This window comes from Histidinibacterium lentulum, from assembly GCF_003789055.1.
Taxonomy (GTDB): domain Bacteria; phylum Pseudomonadota; class Alphaproteobacteria; order Rhodobacterales; family Rhodobacteraceae; genus Oceanicola; species Oceanicola lentulus.
In genome coordinates this window covers 458,673-476,118 of record NZ_ML119081.1, presented here as the reverse complement: position 1 = coordinate 476,118, position 17,446 = coordinate 458,673, and the positions used below count along the sequence as shown (strand labels likewise).

At 69.9% G+C, this 17,446-nt stretch carries 17 protein-coding genes; 5 read left to right on the top strand and 12 right to left on the bottom strand.

Features of this window, described 5'->3' with window-relative positions:
• Positions 1 to 63 precede the first annotated feature (63 nt).
• The 3 genes from EAT49_RS02235 to typA all read right to left on the bottom strand — a co-directional run bounded on the left by EAT49_RS02235 (position 64) and on the right by typA (position 5,032).
• The gene (locus EAT49_RS02235; RefSeq protein WP_123640634.1) at positions 64 to 354 is read right to left on the bottom strand and encodes a DUF1330 domain-containing protein; all 291 of its coding nucleotides are present in this window, start codon (positions 352 to 354) and stop codon (positions 64 to 66) included.
• The gene (gene alaS, locus EAT49_RS02230) at positions 354 to 3,008 is read right to left on the bottom strand and encodes an alanine--tRNA ligase (RefSeq protein ID WP_123640633.1); all 2,655 of its coding nucleotides are present in this window, start codon (positions 3,006 to 3,008) and stop codon (positions 354 to 356) included. Before alaS ends, EAT49_RS02235 begins: the two co-directional genes overlap by 1 nt.
• 203 nt (positions 3,009 to 3,211) lie before the next feature.
• Positions 3,212 to 5,032: a translational GTPase TypA gene (typA, locus tag EAT49_RS02225; RefSeq protein WP_123640632.1), complete on the bottom strand. Its 1,821-nt coding sequence runs from the start codon at positions 5,030 to 5,032 to the stop codon at positions 3,212 to 3,214.
• 475 nt (positions 5,033 to 5,507) lie between these two features.
• Between typA and EAT49_RS02220 the strand changes: the two genes are divergently transcribed.
• Positions 5,508 to 6,857, top strand: coding sequence for a flavin monoamine oxidase family protein (locus tag EAT49_RS02220; RefSeq protein WP_123640631.1), 1,350 nt, complete (start codon positions 5,508 to 5,510; stop codon positions 6,855 to 6,857).
• Positions 6,858 to 7,070: 213 nt separating this feature from the next.
• Positions 7,071 to 7,379: a tryptophan synthase subunit beta gene (locus tag EAT49_RS02215; protein ID WP_123640630.1), complete on the top strand. Its 309-nt coding sequence runs from the start codon at positions 7,071 to 7,073 to the stop codon at positions 7,377 to 7,379.
• 45 nt (positions 7,380 to 7,424) lie between these two features.
• Here EAT49_RS02215 and EAT49_RS02210 read toward each other — a convergent pair whose 3' ends face one another.
• From EAT49_RS02210 to EAT49_RS21035, 6 genes are all read right to left on the bottom strand, one after another.
• Positions 7,425 to 7,754, bottom strand: coding sequence for a DMT family transporter (locus tag EAT49_RS02210; protein ID WP_123640629.1), 330 nt, complete (start codon positions 7,752 to 7,754; stop codon positions 7,425 to 7,427).
• Positions 7,755 to 7,794: 40 nt separating this feature from the next.
• Positions 7,795 to 8,400, bottom strand: a complete 606-nt coding sequence (locus EAT49_RS02205; RefSeq protein WP_123640628.1) for a YitT family protein — start codon at positions 8,398 to 8,400, stop codon at positions 7,795 to 7,797.
• A 132-nt stretch (positions 8,401 to 8,532) separates the two neighbouring features.
• A complete protein-coding gene (locus EAT49_RS02200; RefSeq protein WP_123640627.1) occupies positions 8,533 to 9,747 on the bottom strand; it encodes an NADP-dependent isocitrate dehydrogenase in 1,215 nt (404 codons plus the stop codon).
• Between the two features lie 191 nt (positions 9,748 to 9,938).
• Positions 9,939 to 10,868 carry a site-specific tyrosine recombinase XerD gene (locus EAT49_RS02195; RefSeq protein WP_123640820.1) on the bottom strand — a complete coding sequence of 310 codons (930 nt, stop codon included), beginning with the start codon at positions 10,866 to 10,868 and terminating at the stop codon, positions 9,939 to 9,941.
• 23 nt (positions 10,869 to 10,891) lie between these two features.
• Positions 10,892 to 12,472 (bottom strand): hypothetical protein, encoded by a 1,581-nt coding sequence (locus EAT49_RS02190; protein ID WP_246003730.1) that lies wholly within the window; start codon positions 12,470 to 12,472, stop codon positions 10,892 to 10,894.
• Positions 12,469 to 12,627 carry a hypothetical protein gene (locus tag EAT49_RS21035; protein WP_185020621.1) on the bottom strand — a complete coding sequence of 53 codons (159 nt, stop codon included), beginning with the start codon at positions 12,625 to 12,627 and terminating at the stop codon, positions 12,469 to 12,471. Before EAT49_RS21035 ends, EAT49_RS02190 begins: the two co-directional genes overlap by 4 nt.
• Before the next feature lie 193 nt (positions 12,628 to 12,820).
• Between EAT49_RS21035 and EAT49_RS02185 the strand changes: the two genes are divergently transcribed.
• Together EAT49_RS02185 and aroB are read left to right on the top strand one after the other, a co-directional pair.
• Positions 12,821 to 13,432, top strand: a complete 612-nt coding sequence (locus EAT49_RS02185) for a shikimate kinase (protein WP_123640626.1) — start codon at positions 12,821 to 12,823, stop codon at positions 13,430 to 13,432.
• A complete protein-coding gene (aroB, locus tag EAT49_RS02180; RefSeq protein ID WP_123640625.1) occupies positions 13,422 to 14,546 on the top strand; it encodes a 3-dehydroquinate synthase in 1,125 nt (374 codons plus the stop codon). The genes EAT49_RS02185 and aroB overlap by 11 nt, the downstream gene beginning before the upstream one ends.
• A gap of 139 nt (positions 14,547 to 14,685) precedes the next feature.
• Here the strand turns inward: aroB and ssb are convergent, their stop codons facing one another.
• Positions 14,686 to 15,192 carry a single-stranded DNA-binding protein gene (ssb, locus tag EAT49_RS02175; protein ID WP_123640624.1) on the bottom strand — a complete coding sequence of 169 codons (507 nt, stop codon included), beginning with the start codon at positions 15,190 to 15,192 and terminating at the stop codon, positions 14,686 to 14,688.
• 165 nt (positions 15,193 to 15,357) lie between these two features.
• On the opposite strand from ssb, the gene EAT49_RS02170 reads away from it, so the two are divergent.
• The gene (locus EAT49_RS02170) at positions 15,358 to 15,951 is read left to right on the top strand and encodes a lytic transglycosylase domain-containing protein (protein ID WP_246003729.1); all 594 of its coding nucleotides are present in this window, start codon (positions 15,358 to 15,360) and stop codon (positions 15,949 to 15,951) included.
• A 3-nt stretch (positions 15,952 to 15,954) separates the two neighbouring features.
• On the opposite strand, the gene EAT49_RS02165 is transcribed toward EAT49_RS02170, so the two are convergent.
• Both EAT49_RS02165 and EAT49_RS02160 read right to left on the bottom strand, forming a co-directional pair.
• Complete coding sequence (locus EAT49_RS02165; protein WP_123640623.1) at positions 15,955 to 16,803, bottom strand: DUF1206 domain-containing protein; 849 nt, start codon at positions 16,801 to 16,803, stop codon at positions 15,955 to 15,957.
• A gap of 69 nt (positions 16,804 to 16,872) precedes the next feature.
• Entirely contained in the window at positions 16,873 to 17,385 is a 513-nt protein-coding gene (locus tag EAT49_RS02160; protein ID WP_123640622.1) for a hypothetical protein, read from the bottom strand.
• Positions 17,386 to 17,446: the final 61 nt, after the last annotated feature.

Below are 17,446 nucleotides of genomic sequence, written 5' to 3'. Positions count from 1 at the left end.
GGGTGGCTTGGAGCGGGTCCCCAAGGGCGTGGGCCCGGCTTCAGCCCGGCTCCGGCCAGACCTCTACTCCAGTTCCTCGACGATGCTCAACTCGCGCTCCGCGGCGCCCCTGGCGAAGCTCAGCGCCTCCTGGTAGGCGGCCGAGAAGTAACAGTCGTGGGCTGCCTGCATGGACGGGAAGCGCGCCACCACGTTTCGCGGCCGGTCCGGCCCCTCCAGCGTTTCATAGGCACCGCCCCGGGCGATGAAGACGCCCCCATGGGCCGCGATGGCCTCGGTGGCGCGGCGGGCGTATTCGCCGTAGGCCTCGGCGTCCGAGACCTTCACATGGGCGATCCAGAGGGCCGTCGGCATCACGAGCCCTCCAGCACCTTCGCCGCGGCGGCGAAGCCCGCCTCGGCCTTCGAGGCGTCGCGGGCGCCGCCCTGGGCGAGATCGGGACGGCCGCCGCCGCCCTTGCCACCCATCTCGGCCACCGCCGCGTGCAGCAGGTCCACCGCCGAGACGCGCGCCGTCAGATCCTCGGTCACCCCCGCGGCTACGGCGACCTTGTCGCCGGTATCGGCCACCAGCAGCACGGCGCCGGAGCCGAGCCCCGCCTTCATCTCGTCGATGAGCGGGGGCAGGTCCTTGCCTGTCACGCCGGTCATGACCTGGGCCACGAATTTCAGCCCGTTGACCTCGCGCGCATGGGGCCCGTCAGCGGCGCCTCCGCCCATGGCGACCTGACGGCGCAGGTGCTGCAGCTCGTTCTGCAGGGCGCGGCGCTCCTCCATCAGGGATTTCACGCGCGCGACGGTATCCTCGCCCGACTTCAGCAGGGTCTCCACCTCGGCCAGGGTGCGGTCGCGGCGGCGCAGCTCGGCCATCGCGGCGGCGCCGGTCAGCGCCTCGATCCGCCGGACGCCGGCGGAGGAGGCCGCCTCGGTGGTCAGCACGAAGAGCCCGATGTCGCCGGTGCGCTGCACATGGGTGCCGCCGCAGAGCTCGATGGAATAGGTCTGCCGGTCATGCCCCTTGCCGCTCGCCGCGCGGCCCATGGAGACGACGCGGACCTCGTCGCCGTATTTCTCGCCGAAGAGCGCCTGCGCCCCGATGGCGCGCGCCTCGTCCGGGGTCATGATCCGCGTCACGACGGGCGTGTTCTGCCGGATCATCGCATTTACTTCGGCCTCTATCTCCTTGATCTCGCTCGGCGAGACGGCCTTGCCATGGCTGAAGTCAAAGCGCAGGCGGTCCGGCGCGTTGAGCGAGCCGCGCTGCGCGACGTGATCGCCCAGATGCGACCGCAGCGCCTCGTGCAGAAGGTGCGTCGCGGAATGGTTGGCGCGGATGCAGCTGCGGCGGTCATGGTCCACCTCGAGCCGCGCGCCGGTTCCCGGAGCGATCTCGCCTTCGGTGACCTCGGCGGAATGGACGTGAAGACCCGCTATCCTGCGGCAGTCCGTGATGCGGGCGCGGCCGGACTCGGTCTCGAGCGTGCCGGTGTCGCCGACCTGGCCGCCGGACTCCGCGTAGAACGGCGTCTGGTTCAGGACGATCTGCACCGTCTCCCCCTTGGCGGCACGGCCCATGCGGCCGCCCGGCCCGGCGAGGGCGGTGATCTGGCCCTCCGCACGTTCGGTGTCGTAGCCGAGGAACTCCGTCGGGCCCGTCTCGTCGGCGATGTCGTACCACAACGCCTCGTCGGCCTGGGCGCCCGTCCCGGACCAAGCCGCGCGGGCCTTGGCCTTCTGCTCGGCCATCGCGGCGTCGAAGCCCGCCGTGTCCACGGCGATGCCGCGGGCGCGCAGGGCGTCCTGCGTGAGATCGAGCGGGAAGCCGAAGGTGTCGTAGAGCTTGAAGGCGGTCTCGCCCTTCAGCTCCGCGCCTTCGGTCATCTCGGCGGTTTCCTCGTCGAGGAGGCGCAGGCCGCGCTCAAGGGTCTGCCGGAACTGCTCCTCCTCGGCTCGCAGAGTCTCCTCGATCATCGTCTGGCGCTCGCGCAGTTCGGGGTATGCGCTGCCCATCTGCGCCACCAGCGCCGGCACCAGCCGGTGCATGAGCGGGTCCGCCGTGCCCAGCAGATGCGCGTGGCGCATCGCCCGCCGCATGATCCGGCGCAGGACGTAGCCGCGGCCTTCGTTCGACGGCAGCACGCCCTCGGCAATGAGGAAGGAGGTGGAGCGCAGGTGGTCCGCGATCACCCGGTGATGGGTGATGTGCTGCGCGCCCGTGCCTGTGGAGGAGGCATGGGCCGAAGCGTCGATGATGGCGCGGAAGAGGTCGGTCTCGAAGACGTTGTTGGTGCCCTGCAGCAGCGAGGAGATGCGCTCGAGCCCCATGCCGGTGTCGATGGACTGCGCGTCGAGTTCGCGGCGGCTGCCGTCCTCGAACTGCTCGTACTGCATGAAGACGAGGTTCCAGATCTCGATGAACCGGTCGCCGTCCTCCTCGGGGGATCCGGGCGGGCCGCCCCAGATGTGCTCGCCGTGGTCGAAGAAGATCTCCGTGCATGGGCCGCAGGGGCCGGTCGGGCCCATCTGCCAGAAATTGTCCGAGGTCGGGATGCGGATGATCCGCTCGTCTGGCAGTCCGGCCGCCTTCTTCCAGATCTCCGCCGCCTCGTCGTCGGTGTGATAGACGGTGACCAGCAGGCGCTCGGCGGGGATGTCGAGCTCTTTCGTCACCAGCTCCCAGGCGAAAGGGATCGCTTCGGACTTGAAATAGTCGCCGAAGGAGAAATTGCCGAGCATCTCGAAGAAGGTCAGGTGCCGCGCGGTATAGCCCACATTGTCGAGGTCGTTGTGCTTGCCGCCGGCCCGGACGCATTTCTGGCTTGTTGTGGCGCGCTGATAGTCGCGGGTCTCGACGCCGGTGAAGAGGTTCTTGAACTGAACCATGCCCGAATTGGTGAACATCAGCGTCGGATCGTTGCGCGGCACGAGGGGCGAGCTGTCCACGACCTCGTGACCCTGCCGGGCGAAGTAGTCGAGAAAGGTCGAGCGGATGTCGGCGAGGCTGGTCATGGACGGGTCCCCTGGAAGTGCCGCAGAGGTCTAGCGCCCCTCGGCAGGGCTGTCCACAGTCCCCGAAGGCGCGCGCGCCCCTGCATTTTCTGGCCGGAAGTATCCCGCGGGAGGCCGCCCCGCGGGGCGGCCAGGGGGGGAGCGCCCCGAGTATTCGCTGGATGCTCGCAGCCGATCCTTCGCAAGAGGGATCGGCGCCCGGCTCAGCTCGCGGCGCGGGCCTGGCGCTTGCGCTCGTGGGGGTCGAGGAAGCGCTTTCTCAGGCGGATCGCGTTCGGGGTGACCTCGACCAGCTCGTCGTCGTCGATATAGGCGATCGCCTGTTCCAGCGTCATCTCCACGGGTGGAGTCAGGCGCACCGCCTCGTCCGATCCGCTGGCACGGACGTTGGTCAGCTTCTTGCCCTTGAGCGGATTCACCTCGAGGTCGTTGTCGCGCGAGTGCTCGCCGATGATCATCCCCTCGTAGACCTTGGCCTGGGGGTGGATGAACATCTTTCCGCGCTCCTCGAGATTCCACAGCGCATAGGCCACGGCTTCGCCGTTCTCCATGGAGATCAGCACGCCCTGACGGCGGCCCTGGATCGGGCCCTTGTGCGGCGTCCAGCCGTGGAAGATGCGGTTGAGTACGCCCGAGCCTCGTGTGTCGGTCAGGAATTCGCCGTGATAGCCGATCAGCCCGCGCGAGGGGACATGGGCCACGATGCGGGTCTTGCCCGCCCCGCCCGGCTTCATCTCCACGAGATCGCCCTTGCGGACGCCGGTCAGCTTCTCGATCACCGCGCCGGAATACTCGTCGTCGACGTCGATGGTGACTTCCTCGACCGGCTCCATGCGTTGCCCGTCCTCCTCGCGGAAGATCACGCGGGGACGGGAGATCGACAGCTCGAAGCCTTCGCGGCGCATGTTCTCGATCAGCACGCCCATCTGCAGTTCGCCCCGGCCCGACACCTCGAAGGCCTCGCCGCCGGGCGTGTCGGCAACCTGGATCGCGACGTTGCTCTCGGATTCGCGCATCAGCCGCTCGCGGATCACGCGGGACTGCACCTTCTTGCCGTCGCGGCCCGCGAGGGGGCTGTCGTTGATGCCGAAGGTGACGGTGATCGTCGGCGGATCAATCGGCTGGGCGGGGAGCGGCAGGTCGACCGAGGGATCGCAGAGGGTGTCGGCCACGGTGGCCTTCGACATCCCGGCTATGGTCACGATGTCGCCCGCGACGGCCTCGTCGATGGCCTGCTGCGACAGGCCGCGGAAGGCGAGGATCTTCGAGACGCGGAAGCTCTCGATCTGCTCGCCCTTGCGCGACAGGGCACGGAGGGTGGCACCGGCCTTCAGCCGGCCCGACTCGACGCGGCCCGTCAGGATGCGGCCGATGAAAGGATCGGCGCCGAGCGTGGTGGCGAGCATCCGGAAGGGCTTGTCCGCGGCCTCCGCCTGTTTCGGCGGCGGGACATGCGCGAGCACGAGCTCGAACAGGGCGGAGAGGTCCTGTCTCGGCCCGTCGAGCTCGGTATCGGCCCAGCCTGAGCGGCCCGAGGCGTAGAGGTGGGGAAAGTCGAGCTGATCGTCGTCGGCGCCGAGCGCGGCGAAGAGATCGAACACCTCGTCGAGGGCGCGGTCGGGTTCGGCGTCGGGCTTGTCGACCTTGTTCAGCACGACGATGGGCCGCAGGCCGAGGGCGAGGGCCTTTGAGGTGACGAACTTCGTCTGGGGCATCGGGCCCTCGGCGGCGTCGACGAGGAGGACCACGCCGTCGACCATCGACAGGATCCGCTCCACCTCGCCGCCGAAATCGGCGTGACCGGGGGTATCGACGATGTTCACGCGCGTGCCCTTCCATTCCACCGAGGTGGCCTTGGCGAGGATGGTGATGCCGCGCTCGCGTTCGAGGTCGTTGCTGTCCATGGCACGTTCGGAGACCTGCTGGTTCTCGCGGTAGGTACCCGATTGCTTCAGAAGTTCGTCGACGAGCGTCGTCTTGCCGTGGTCGACATGCGCGATGATCGCGATGTTGCGAAGGTCCATGTCTCTGTCCTGGGAGGAGGGGTTGCAGGCCCCTTACTATGCTGCCGCTGCGAAAGAAAGAGGAGATATGCGGCGGTCCCGGGCCGGGGCACATGGTCAAGTGACCGAAATCAATATGATATTCGCGAGAGCTGCGAAATTGGCTGGTCTGCGGGCACGCGCGGTCCGCTCCGCGGTGGCTTGCAGGAACGGGATTGTCCGGTCCCGAGGCTCGGCTTACGACAGCCGTCACGGGGCCAGGACGGGGATCCGGGATGGGGCATCGGCCGGAACGCATCGGTCCGGCGGTCCGGCGCGCAAGGGAAGTATGGTGCGCGCATGCGCAAGGACGGGGGACGAACCTGCGCCCGGCGGACCGGGAAGGCAGGGCCGAGCCGAGCGTGCCGGATCGCGACCCGCCTCCGCGCCGCGTTAAAGGCGACGGGATCGGGGCGATGCGGCCGGGGACTGCGGCACATCCTGTGGCGGACCGGGCATGATGGGCCGCGGGCGGCGGCGGTTCCTGATGGCCGGCGCGGGCGCGCTGGGAGTCCTCGGGCTTGGCGGCGCGGGCGCGAACGTCCGGTCGCCGCGGCGCATTCTCGTTCTCGGGGCCGGGCTGGCGGGGCTCGCGGCGGCGCGGGCACTCCATGACGCGGGCGACAGGGTGACCGTGCTCGAGGCGCGCGACCGGATCGGGGGGCGCGTCCGGACTTCGCGCCTCTGGCCGGACCTGCCCGTGGACCTCGGGGCGAGCTGGATCCACGGTCAGCGCGGCAACCCTCTCACGGCGCTCGCGCGGGAGGCCCGCGCGCAGGTGGTGGCGACGCGCTACGACGCGGCCGTCCTGCTCGGACCGGAGGGGGCGGAGATCGACCCAGATCTGCGGCCCGCCGAACGCCTCCTCGCGCGCGCACTGGCCGCGACCGAGCGGCTCGACGCGGACGTGTCCGTGCAGGAAGCGATCGAGGCTTCCGCCGACTGGCAGGGCGCGGATGCAGGTCTGCGGCGGCTGGTGGCCCATCTGGTCAACAGCACGCTGGAACAGGACTATGGCAGCCCGGCGCGATTCCTTTCGGCCTGGTACGGGCAGGAGGGGCGCGACTTCGGCGGCGCGGACGTCCTGTTTCCGGGCGGGTTCGACCGGATCGCGACCCATCTCGCGGGAGGGCTCGACATCCGCCTTTCGACCGAGGTGCGGTCCGTCGCCCCGGGCGAGGTGCGGCTGTCGGACGGCGGCACAGTGGGGGCGGATCACGTCATCTGCACCCTCCCGCTCGGCGTCCTGCAGGGCGGCGGAGTGCGATTCGGCGCGCCCCTCGCCCACGGCAGGCAGGCGGCGCTGGACGGGCTGCGGATGGGGCTTTTGAACAAGTGCTGGCTGCGGTTCGATCGCGTGCGCTGGCCCGATGACGTCGACTGGATCGGCTGGCTCGGGCCGCGACCGGGCTACTGGGCGGAATGGGTGTCGCTGGCGCGGGCCTTGCGCGCGCCCGTGCTGCTGGGCTTCAACGCCGCCGATCCTGCGCTCGATCTCGAGCGGCTCGATGACCGAGACACGGCGGCTGCTGCGCACGAGGCCTTGCGGGCGATGTTCGGAACGGGATTTCCGGCACCTGTCGCCGCGCAGGTCACCCGGTGGGGCCGGGATCCGCTGTCCCTGGGCAGCTACAGCTACACCGCCGTCGGCACGAGCCCTGCCACGCGCCGGGCTCTGGCCGGAGCGGAGTGGGACGGGCAGCTCTGGTTCGCGGGAGAGGCGGCGTCGGCGGAGTATTTCGGCACGGCCCATGGCGCGGTGCTGTCAGGGCGGGAGGCGGCGCGAGGTGTTCTCGGCCATCGGTAGGGTACGGCGCGGTGCGGCTTCGGGAGACGAGACGGCGCGCCGGAGCGGGCGGCGGACGGAGGGTGACGCGGCGACCGGTCGCCGGCAGGACGCGGTCGCGCTGTTTCATCGGAGCGTCCGGCACCATAGATGACGGCATGACCGGGGGTCCGGTCATGTCTGCCGGTGGCCGCAGCAAGCGGTCCCCGGTCCGTGTTTCAAGGCGAGGCAGAGATGGCCGACGAAAAAGCCCGGCTGGATCGTCAGCTCGAAGCCATCGCAAGGAGCGTGCCCCCCTCGCGCCGGATGATCCATTCGCTCCTGCACGGACGCCTGCGGCGGATGCGGCTGCCCGTCGCCTTCGCGCTGATCCTCGGCGGAATGCTGTCGATCCTGCCGGTCCTCGGACTATGGATGCTGCCGCTGGGCCTGCTTCTGCTGGCCGTGGATGTGCCTTGCCTCCGGCCCGTCGTCTCCCGCGTGCTGATCCGCATCCGGCGGTGGATGGCCGTTCGTCGGCATCGCCGCACCCTGGAGCGATGAGGCCGGGCGGCCTCTCGGACGCGGCGGGTGGCAGGGTCCGGCCGCTCAGTGCGGCGCGGTCTTCGAGAAGAGGTGGATGACGAGGATGCCGCCGAGGATCATCGCGATGCCGAGGAGCGCGGGCCAGTCGAGGCGCTGGCCGAAGACCAGATAGCCGATCGCCGCGATGAACACGATCCCGAGACCGGACCAGAGTGCGTAGACCACGCCCACGGGCATGTACCGCAAGGTGAGCGCCAGCAGATAGAACGAGGCGGCATAGGCCAGCACCACCACGACGGACGGACCGAGCCGCGTGAACTGCTCGCTGGCCTTGAGGGCGGTGGTGCCCACGGTCTCGAAGAGGATGGCGATGGCGAGGATGAGATAGGGCATGGAAGGGCAGTAGGGGCGCGCGGCGTCGGGCTCAAGCCCGTCATGTGGCAACGTAGCGGTCCCGGCGGTGGTTCACCGCGATGACGAGGTTGAGCACCACCGCGCCGAAGAGCGACCAGAGCACGATCGACGCCGGAAAGAGCAGGAAGCCCACGCCGAAGATCAGCGCATCGGCGATAAGCTGCACATAGCCTGCGCGGAAGCCCGTCGTGTCCTGCACGAGGAGCGCCACGACGCCGATGCCTCCGAGCGACCCCTTGTGGCGGAACATGGCCAGAAGTCCGATGCCCGTGACCGCGCCGAAGAGGAGCGCGGCAAGCGGTGTCGCGATCGTGCCGATGGTCCAGCCGAGCGGCAGGAGTTCGGTGACGAGCGAGAGCAGCGTGACGGAGGCGAGGGATTTCAGGGTGAATTCCGGCCCGAGGCGGCGCCAGGCGAGGATGTAGAACGGCAGGTTCACCACGAAGAACACCGCGCCGAAGGACCAGCCGGTCAGGTAGCTCAGGATCACTGCGATGCCGGCGGTCTGGCCCGTGATCAGCCCGGCATGGGTCAGCACATGGAGCCCGACGCCGCAGAGAAACACGCCGAGGCCGAGACCCTGGACGTCCTCGAGGGCGGAGTGCTTCTGGGGCTCTGGCTGCATTCAGGAAGGATAGGACAGCAATGCTGACCTGTCAATGCGGGCGGTGGTGGAGCCTGCCTCCAGAAAGGACAACGGCCCGTCCCGGATAGTCCGGGACGGGCCGGGGCAGGCGAAGGAACCTGCGGGAACGGGTCAGCCGGCAAGGGCCTTGTTGAGGTTCTCGTCCACCTTCTCGAGGAAGCCCATGGTGGTGAGCCACTTCTGGTCGGGGCCGACGAGAAGCGCGAGGTCCTTGGTCATGTGGCCGCTCTCGACGGTGTCCACGATGACCCTTTCCAGAGTCTCGGCGAAGTTCAGGAGTTCCGCGTTGTCGTCGAGCTTGGCACGGTGCTTGAGGCCTCCGGTCCAGGCGTAGATCGAGGCGATGGAGTTCGTGGAGGTCTGCTCGCCCTTCTGATGCTGGCGGTAGTGGCGCGTGACCGTGCCGTGGGCGGCCTCGGCCTCGACGATCTTGCCGTCCGGCGTCATCAGCTGGGAGGTCATCAGGCCGAGCGAACCGAAGCCCTGGGCCACGGTGTCGGACTGCACGTCGCCGTCGTAGTTCTTGCAGGCCCAGACATAGCCGCCGGACCATTTCATCGCCGCGGCGACCATGTCGTCGATCAGGCGGTGCTCGTACCAGATCTTCTTCTTCTTGAACTCCTCCTCGAACTCCTCCTCGTAGACCTTCTGGAAGATGTCCTTGAAGCGGCCGTCATAGGCCTTGAGGATCGTGTTCTTGGTGGACAGGTAGCACGGCCAGCCGAGGTTCAGCGCGTAGTTCATCGAGGCCCGGGCGAAGTCGTAGATCGACTCGTCGAGGTTGTACATCGCCATGGTCACGCCGGAGGAGGGCGCGTCGAACACCTCCTTCTCGATGACCCGGCCGTCGGCACCCTCGAACTTTATCGTGAGCTTGCCCTTGCCGGGGAAGAGGAAGTCCGTCGCGCGGTACTGGTCGCCATAGGCATGGCGGCCGACGACGATGGGCTGGGTCCAGCCGGGCACGAGGCGCGGCACATTGCGGCAGATGATCGGCTGACGGAAGATGACGCCGCCCAGGATGTTGCGGATCGTGCCGTTGGGCGAGCGGTACATGCGCTTGAGCCCAAACTCCTCCACCCGCGCCTCGTCAGGGGTGATCGTGGCGCATTTGACGGCGACGCCGACCTCTTTCGTCTTCTCGGCGGCGTCGACGGTGATCTGGTCGTCGGTGCGGTCGCGCTCCTCGATGCCGAGGTCGTAGTAGAGCAGGTCGATGTCGAGATAGGGCAGGATCAGCTTGTCCTTGATGAACTGCCAGATGATCCGGGTCATCTCGTCGCCGTCCATTTCGACGATGGGGTTGGCTACCTTGATCTTGCTCATGGGGTCCCTCGTTTGGCGCTTGGGTAGGGTTCGCGGCGGCAATAGCGCAAAGGGCGGCGTCGGGAAAGGCCGGTATACGGTCGTATACGAATTTGCCGCAGGGTTTTCGGAAAGGGTCGGATCGGCGAAGGGGGCCGGGCAGAAGCCCGGCCCACGGGAGGGGATCGGTTGCGGTCGGCCTAGGCCGGGCCTCAGCCCAGCCCCCGCCCGGAATCGCGCGCGAGCGGGTGGTGTTCGAACACCAGATCGCGGAGGCGCTCCTCGAGAACATGGGTGTAGATCTCGGTCGTGCCGACATCTGCATGGCCAAGGAGCGTCTGGATCGAGCGCAGGTCGGCGCCGCCCTGCAGCAGATGCGTGGCGAAGGCGTGGCGCAGGGTGTGGGGCGTCACCGTGGCGGGAGAGACGCCCGCCCTGACCGCGATCTCCTTGATCAGACCGAAGAAGCGCTGTCGCGTCAGGTGCCCGGCGGAGGAGGGCGAGGGAAAGAGGAAACGAGACGACGCGGCGCCCCTCTCGCGGCGGGAGAGGTCATCGACGTCGTCGCGGCGGGCGAGCCAGTCCGAGAGGGCCGCGCGGGCGGCCGGAGAGAGGGGGACCATGCGCTCCTTGTCGCCCTTGCCGCGCACGAGCAGCATCCGCGGGTCGCCGCGCGCGGCCGCCACCGGCAGCGAGACAAGCTCGGTCACCCGCATGCCCGTGGCATAGAGCAGCTCCATCAGGCAGGTGTCGCGCAGGGGTTCGGAGGTCTCGCGGGCGGCCGCAAGAAGCTGGTCCACATCCGCCACCGAAAGCGTCTTCGGCAAGCGGCGGTCGCGGCCGGGGCCTGATATCTCGATGGCGGGATTGCTGGAGCGCCAGCCTTCCTCGAAGGCGAACCGGTAGAGCTGGCGGATCGCCGACAGGCGCCGGGCACGGGTCGCGCGTGACAGGCCGTGGGCCTCGCAGTGGATCAGGTAGCGCTCGATCGCGTCGCGGTCGGCAGTCGCGAAATGGCTGTCCTGGCGGGCGAGCCAGCCCGCGACGTCGCGCAGGTCGCGCCCATAGGCGAGGAGCGTGTTGCGGGCGGCGTCGAGTTCGGCAGCCTGGGCCTCGAGGAAGGCCTGGATCCAGTGCTCCATGGGGCGGGCGGCGGCTGCCTCCGTCACGGGGCGCGCTCGAGCAGCAGGAGTTGCAGCGCCGCGCGCCGGGCGGTGTCCTCGAGCCCGACCGCGCGGAAGAAGGCCAGGGCCTCGGTCAGGGCGCCGGGATCGCCGGACTGTCCGGAATCGAAGAGGGCGATGGCGCGCAGGATCGCCTCGCCCAGCCGGTCCTCGCCGACCATGTCCATGAGCCGATCCGGCGCGGGCATGCCCTCGAAGGCGGTCTGGATCGCGGCGGCGGGCTGGCTGCGGGGAGGTTCGGGCAGGGGGGCTCCGGTGGCGACGGCGATCCAGAGCCGCTCCTGCTCTGTCGCGGGGGTGCGGTCGCGGGCGATCTCCTCGTAGGCGTCGCTGAGCAGGCCGATGCGGAACGCCAGCGTCGCGGCCTCTCCCTCGAGCGGGATATCGGCGAGGCGCGGGGCGAGAAGCCGCGCGAAGGACACCTCGATCCGGGCGGCCTGCATCGCGGTCCAGGCCCCGGGCAGGGCCCCGGCGACCGCTTCGGCGTCATTCGCGGCGAGGGCCGTGTCGAGATCCTGGATCGCGGCGGCCCGGTCCCAGACCGAGCCCGAGGCGGCGGGGCGGCGCAGGGTGTAGAGACCGAAGAGGACGGCCTCGTCCACCGCGCCCATCCGCACCAGCCGTTCGGCGGCCTCGAGCCGCGCCTTCCAGCCATTGATCTCCCGCAGGTCGGCATGGGCGAAGGCGCGCGGCAGATCGAGGGTGGAGAGTGCCTCGCCGATGCCCTCGCGCATGCGGAAGTCGAGCGGCGTGGGTCGCTCGGGGATCGGCAGGGGCGGCAGGCCCTCGAAGAGCTGCGGATCGAGGAACCGCGTCAGGAGCGCGTCCTCGCGTGCGGTCACGTCGCCGAGCGCGCGCGCGGTGTTCAGCGTCAGTGCGGCCGCGGGCCAGTCGCCGACATGGGCGAGGCAGAAGATGCGTGCCGAGAGGGTGGGCGCGAGCTCGGGACGGGAGGCCATCAGGCGGCAGGCCTGACCCTCGCGCCCGGTCAGAAGCGCCACGTCGAAGTAGCGGCGGAAGAGGGCGGGATTGTCGGGATCGGTCGCGGCCAGAAGTTCCCACGCCGGATCGAGCGCGCCGAGGTCCAGAAGCTTGTCGATCCGCGCGAGAAAGAGCGCGCCGTCGGGGCCCGCCGAGGCGGGGGGATCGGCTTCGGCCAGGAGCAGCACGCGCAGAAGGTCGCGCATGGCGGGCAGGGTGTCGATCCGCTCGGCGGCGATCAGGGCGGCGAGCGTGTCCACCGCGGAGCCCGACCAGAGGCTGCGCGGCAGACCGGTGACGGACGGGGCCAGAAGGCCGAGCGGATCGGGAGAGGCGGACCCGAGGGGCAGCACCGTGACCTGCGGCACCGCGGCGGTTTCGGCGATGGGCGCCTCGCCCTCGGGCCGGGGACGGGGACGCGCCGGCGCTGCCGTCAGCGGGTCGGGAGCGCTCACGCTTTCCGACAGCCAGTCGATCGCCGAGAGCGGACGACCCGTCTGGTCGCCCTCCTGGGCCGCGGCGGACTGGGGCAGCGTCAGGGCCAGCGCGAGGAAGGCGGCCGTGGGGCTGGTCCGGTTCACTCCGCGGGCTCCAGCGTCAGGGGGATGATCACCTCGCCGCTGGGCGGCGCGAAATCGTCGGGAAAGAACACGGGTCCGATGTAGGCATAGGCCACAAGGGCAATGCCGCCCAGCAAAGCGAGCCAGAACAGCAGCTTGATCAATCGCCACAGCATCCTCTGCCTCCTCGTCGCCTGCCCGGTCCCGGGCCGTCCCGGCGGGCGGTCGCCGACCGTCGCCTTGCCCTGTCGGGGTCTCTATAGACATCCTTTGGGCGGAGTTCACGCCCTCCGCGTGTTTCCCGACCCATTGACGGTAGAAAATCGCCGGCACAGGGTCGACCGACGGTCTTGAGGGGTTTTGTGCGTCATGGAGGAGAGGTCGCCGGGACCGGACGGTACGGGACGCGGGTCCGCGGGGACGAGGCCCGGCGGGCGGCTCCTGCGGACGGTGACGCTCGTGGGGATGATGGGCTCGGGCAAGACCGCCGTGGGCCGCGCGCTGGCCGCGCGGCTGGGCGTGCGCTTCGTCGATTCCGACGAGGAGATCGAGCGGGCGGCGGCGGCGAGCATCTCGGAGATATTCGCGCGGGACGGCGAGGGGTTCTTCCGGGACCGCGAGGCGGAGGTGATCGCGCGGCTGCTGGGCGGCCCGGCGGTCGTGCTCTCCACGGGGGGCGGCGCCTTTCTGGCGGAGCGGAACCGGAGGGCGATCTCGGCCTCCGGCGTCGCCGTCTGGCTCGACGCCGACCTGCCGCTGTTGTGGGACCGGGTGCGGCACAAGACGACGCGTCCGCTGCTGCGCACCGCCGATCCCAGGGCGACGCTCCGGGCGCTCCACGCGGAGCGGACGCCTGTCTATGCGCTGGCCGATCTCGCCGTGAAGGCCGATCCGGCCTATGCGATCGAGGACATGACGGATGCCGTGATTCGCGCGCTTGCGGCGCGGCCCGACGTATTGGAGACGCGCAATGCGGGATGAAGCGGGGCCGCTCGAGACGGTGCGGGTGAACCTTCCGGGTCGGGCCTACGACGTGCGGATCGGCGCGGGGCTTCTGGAGCGGGCGGGAGCGGAGATCGCGCCGCTTCTCGGGCGCCCCCGGGTCACCGTGCTGACCGAGGAGCGGGTCGCGGCGCTGCACCTGCCGGCGCTGGAGGCGGGCCTGGCGGCGGAGGGCATCGAGGCGGTTTCGCTGGCGCTGCCGCCCGGAGAGGCCACCAAGGGCTGGACCCAGCTCAGCCGGGCCGTCGACTGGCTCCTGGAGCAGAAGGTGGAGCGGGGCGACGTGGTCCTGGCCTTCGGCGGCGGGGTGATCGGCGATCTGGCGGGATTTGCCGCCGCCGTCCTGCGGCGCGGCGTCCGGTTCGTCCAGGTGCCGACGACATTGCTGGCTCAGGTCGATTCATCGGTGGGCGGCAAGACGGGGATCAACGCCGCCGCGGGCAAGAACCTGATCGGGGCGTTTCACCAGCCGTCGCTTGTGCTGGCGGACACGGCCCTGCTGGCGAGCCTGTCTCGGCGGGATTTCCTCGCCGGATACGGCGAGGTGGTGAAATACGGGCTGCTCGGGGATGCGGAGTTCTTCGCCCGGCTCGAGGCGGCGGGGCCGCGGCTGCACGAGGACGGCGCGGCGCTGATCGCCGCCGTGACGCGGTCGGTGGAGATGAAGGCCGAGATCGTGGTGCGCGACGAGACCGAGCAGGGGGACCGCGCTCTGCTCAATCTCGGGCATACCTTCTGCCATGCGCTCGAGGCCGCGACGGGCTATTCGGACCGGCTGCTCCATGGCGAGGGCGTGGCGATCGGCTGTGCACTGGCCTTCGATCTGTCGGCGCGGCTGGGGCTCTGCTCGCAGGAAGAGCCGGTCAGGGTCAGGGCGCATCTGGCGGCGATGGGGATGAAGGCGGATCTGTCGGACATCCCCGGGGACCTGCCGGGGCCGGAGGTCCTGCTGGGGCTGATGGGGCAGGACAAGAAGGTGGTCGCGGGGCGGCTCAGGTTCGTGCTGGCGCGGGGGATCGGCGAGGCCTTCGTGACGGCGGACGTGCCCGCGGAGGCGGTGCTCGCGGTGCTCGGGGAGAGCGCGCTCGCGTGACGGGGCGGTTTTCGGCGCGTGGGGTGGCGGATCGTAAACCCGCCCTACGGGGATTGGGCGGGGGTGTGAGAGCGTCCTGTCAGGGGTGATCCGACGGAGGTGGCGGGCTTGACACCCGCCAGTCCGGGTGGCGCGGGTGTCAGAAAGGGATTTCGTCGTCGATGTCGGCGCCGGACGGGCCGCCGTAACCGCCCGAGGAGGGGCCTCCGCCACCGCCGCCGCGCTCGTCGCCGTAGCCGCCGCCATAGCCGCCACGGTCGTCACCGTAGCCGCCGCCCCCTCCGCCGCCGCCATCACGGCCGTCGAGGAAGGTCATCTCCCCGGCGTAGGGGCGCAGGACGACCTCGGTCGAGTAGCGGTCCTGACCGGACTGATCCTGCCATTTCCGGGTTTCGAGCTTGCCCTCGATATACACCTTGGAGCCCTTCTTCAGATACTGCTCGGCAAGGCGCACGAGGTTCTCGTTGAAGATGGCCACGGTGTGCCACTCCGTCCGCTCCCGGCGTTCGCCGGTGTTGCGGTCCTTCCAGGTCTCGGAAGTGGCGATCCTGAGGTTGCAGACCTTGCCGCCGTTCTGAAAGGTCCGCACCTCCGGGTCGCGGCCCAGATTGCCGATGAGGATCACCTTGTTCACGCTGCCGGCCATTGCCCGCCTCCCGCTTCCGTTCCGAGTCGTTTCGCGACACTAGGCATGACGCGACAAGGTTAACAGAGCCTGAGCGCCACGCCGCCGCGGAAAACGGACGCGGAGGATTGGCGCAGGCGCCCGCGCCCTCTATGGTCGCAGGGTCATCGGCCTCGGGGACACGGGATGAGACTTGCTTTGGGATTGTCGGCGGCGTTCGCTCTGGTAGCGGGCGAGAGCATGGCGCAAAGCCTGTCGACCTCAAACCGGGCCGCGATCCTGCGCTCCCAGCTCGACGTTCTCGATACGCGGGCGGCACAGCAATATGCGGGCTCCGTCCGGCTGCAGCCGCCACGGGTCGTGGTTCCGGGCTCGCCGCAGGACCTCGGGTCGGTGCGGTATCAGGGGCGCTACTCCGGACCCTTCCTCGATCTTGCCCGGTCCGCGGCGATGAAGCACGGCATCCCGCCCGACCTGTTCCTGCGTCTGGTACAGCAGGAAAGCGGATGGAACCCGAGGGCGATCAGCCATGCGGGCGCGCAGGGCCTGGCGCAGCTCATGCCGGGGACGGCGCGCTATCTCGGCGTGCGCAATGTCTGGGACCCGGCCGAGAACCTCGACGGGGGCGCGCGCTATTTGCGCGAGCAGTTCGAGACCTTCCGGGACTGGCGCCTGGCGCTGGCGGCCTACAACGCCGGCCCCGGAGCGGTGGAGCAGTACGGCGGGATCCCCCCGTTCCGCGAGACGCAGAATTACGTCCGGGTCATTCTCGGAGACTGACCACTAGGTCGCCGTCCGCGCCTTCTGCCTGAGCTTGCGACCGAGGGTCTCCACATCGTCGCCGGCGACCTTGGGTACGATCCGGTAGGCTGCGTTGACGAAGCAGAAGAACGCGAACCCGAGAAGCCCGAGGCAGAGCAGCACAACGAGAACCTGCCCGAAAGGCTGGCCGTAGAGCCAGCCGAAGGTCTGGCCGAGTCCGCCTGCCTCGCTGGCATCGGCCTGCAACGCGGCGGTCACGAGAAAGCCGCCGACGATGGTCACCACCACGCCCTGGGCCGCGACGCCGGCCTTGAGCACCGGGTTCAGCCGCAGTGTCGCGGGGTTGGCGCGGAGGTGCTTGTGGTATTCCTCCTTCCAGGCCTTGCGGAGATAGTAGAGTCCGGCGCCGATCGTCGCGACCCCCGCAAGCCCGACCAGCCAGCGGCCGAAGGGCTGGGCCATCACCGCGGCGGTGCCCTCCGCGACGGAGGAGCCGCCGCCCGAGCCGCCGGTGCCGAAGGCGATGAGCAAGGCGCCGATGCCGAGCGCGCCGTGGATCACGCCGGTCGTGACCATTCCGAGACGCGCCACGGTCCCCTCTCCGTCGCTGCCGTAGGCCTCGAGGTCCCAGGCGGCATCGACGAGGCGCCAGACCATGTAGGCCAGAAGCCCCAGCGCGATGAGGACGAGGAGCGTGGTCCCGCCCCAGCCGGACTCGATCTCCTGCAGCGCGGACCCGGTGCCCTGGGCCGAACCGCCGCGCCAGATGGCCCAGAGCGAGAGCCCGGCGACGGCAAGATAGACGAGTCCGCGCCCGGCATAGCCGCTGCGCATGACGGGGACGGACCACGACAGATCGGTCTGGGACATGGGGACCTCCTTTGCGGAGGCAATGACTTCCGGGCCCGTCTGTTCCGGCGCGCAGCCCGACTCCGGCGTTCAGCCCCCCGACACGCCGCGGCGGCGGACGCATTCGCCCACACGGGTCATGGCGGCGAGGGAACCGGCCAGATCGCGGCGCAGGAGGCGGCCCCCGATGTCCACGGTCAGGGCATCCCCGAGGCGAAGCTGCTCGTACATCGTCGGCGGCACCCGGGCGATAAGCCAGTTGCCGACGCGCACCGGCTGGAGCTCCCAGGGGCGGTTGTCGATGACCGCGAGGATCGTGCCGTCCCGGGCCACCCGGTTCTCCTCGTCGACGACGGCGATCTGCCAGGCCACGCCGTCCGAACCGATCCGGACGCGGTTCCTGTCCTCGCCCCGGGTCGCCGTGCAGAAGGAGAAGCCGCCGGCATCGCGCGCCGCGGCGATGCGCCAGCCGCGCACCGGGTCGGAATAGGGCGCGATGCGGCTCGCCTCGCCATGGTGGATCGGGACGAAGCCCTGGGCCAGGGCGGGGCCGGCGAGAAGGCTCGCCGCGAGGAGGATTGCCGGCGCGATCTTCGGTCTCATCTGACGTCTGGTCCTTCCGTTCCGCGGGAGGGCTCCGGCGGCACGGCGGAGGTGCGGCGCG